This is a genomic window from Candidatus Competibacter denitrificans Run_A_D11 (genome assembly GCF_001051235.1).
Classification (GTDB): domain Bacteria; phylum Pseudomonadota; class Gammaproteobacteria; order Competibacterales; family Competibacteraceae; genus Competibacter_A; species Competibacter_A denitrificans.
In genome coordinates this window covers 1-1,599 of sequence record NZ_CBTJ020000065.1, presented here as the reverse complement: position 1 = coordinate 1,599, position 1,599 = coordinate 1, and the positions used below count along the sequence as shown (strand labels likewise).

Genomic DNA, 1,599 nt, shown 5'->3' with positions numbered 1-1,599 from the left:
CCACCGCAACCTCCGCCAAAGCCCCGACCCCGTTGCGGCCTGTCCCAACCACCGGCTCACGACCCACCGTCGTGAAAACTCCCGCAAAACCTCGTCCGGTCGCAGCCGCTAGAAAACCTGCCGCTACCGCCGCTGCGACAGGGGCCACTGCGACAGCGGCTACTGAAGAATGGGAAGAATTTTAAGATAGAAATAGCATACCCCTCTCCGCGAAGGGGGGTATGCGATCAAGAGAAAGAAATTGAACCTAAAACTTCTAAGAAAGAGCAAAAATTAATAAGACCAATAGAGGCAAATAAGAACCATGTTCAAAACACTCACCCTCCGCAACCAATTAAATCTTGGATTTGCCACAATTATCGCATTTTTAGTTGTTGTCTCTGGCGTTTCCTACTGGGGTTTACAGCAAGCATTCGATAATTTTTGTCATTATCGCGGTATCGAAACCAATAATTCGCATATTGATCAATTTGAGAAACAGCTTTTAAACGCGCGCTTAACAGTTCAAAAGTTTCTTATCCATGAAACAAGCGAATATTCGGACGAACATAAGCAATACGCAACCAAAATGACCAATCAAATTGGCCTTCTAAAGAAAAAAGCGGAAAACTCAGAAAAAGTCAAAGCTTTAGATTCCTTAGAGGCGTTGGTCAATCAATATGATTCGACTTTTAATCAGGTGGTTAGCTTCACCGAGCAAAGAATAGCAACTATTAAAAAGCTTGTTCAAATAGGCACCGAAATACAAAGCAAAACCGATAGCATGATGGAAAATGCAGCCAATGAGAATAATAGCGAACTGGTTTTATGGGTTGGGAAATTGCAAAATCAGATACTCGCCGCTCGCTATGTACTTCTTAAGTATGTACGTTCTCGTAATCGGGCTGATTTCGAACAGGGCGCTATAGAAATAACTACTAAGGTAGAAGCAATTAAAAAGCAACTTCATGAAAAAGCCGGAGATTCTTATCAAGCATCTCTTGAGATGTTCAATAAAATTCATGCTAACTACCTAAGTGTATTACCCAATTTGAAGGAATTGACTGAGAAAAATGATGAGATCACTCAAAACACGCTCTATCAAATCGGTGGGGCCATTACCAAGGCCACAGATCAGCTAAAAACGGAGTACCGCACCACCCAAAATCAACTCGGCTCACAGGTCGAACAGCGTAATGGCATCGCTATCATGATGATCGAAGGGCTATCAGCCGGTGCTATTTTCTTAGGAGTCGCTTTGGCCTGGCTGACGGCGCGAGCGATCCGTCGCCCCATCGGCGGTGAGCCGACCGATATCGCCACGCTAGCTCAGAAAATTGCCACCGGTGATCTCACCGTTCAATTTGCGGACACCGGGAAAGAGACCGGGATTTATGCGGCCATGCGGGAGATGGCCAGCCAGTTGAAAACCATGGTGGGGCAGGTTAGTGAAACCACGAGCCAAGTGGCCTCTGCCTCATCGGAGATTGCGCAAGGGAGCAGTGATTTAGCCCAGCGCACGGAAGAGCAAGCCTCGGCGCTGGAAGAGACCGCTTCCTCCATGGAAGAACTAACTGGAACGGTTAAGCAAAGCGCTGAGAACGCCGGTCAGGCCAATCA

General features: G+C 46.8%; 1 protein-coding gene and 1 pseudogene. Both read left to right on the top strand.

Going from position 1 to position 1,599, the window contains the following annotated elements; genetic code table 11:
• Positions 1 to 185, top strand: a pseudogene (locus tag BN873_RS20695) (methyl-accepting chemotaxis protein); the annotation flags it as partial.
• Between the two features lie 119 nt (positions 186 to 304).
• The coding region (locus BN873_RS12940) for a methyl-accepting chemotaxis protein (RefSeq protein ID WP_048674330.1) at positions 305 to 1,599 on the top strand (1,295 nt) is incomplete at its 3' end.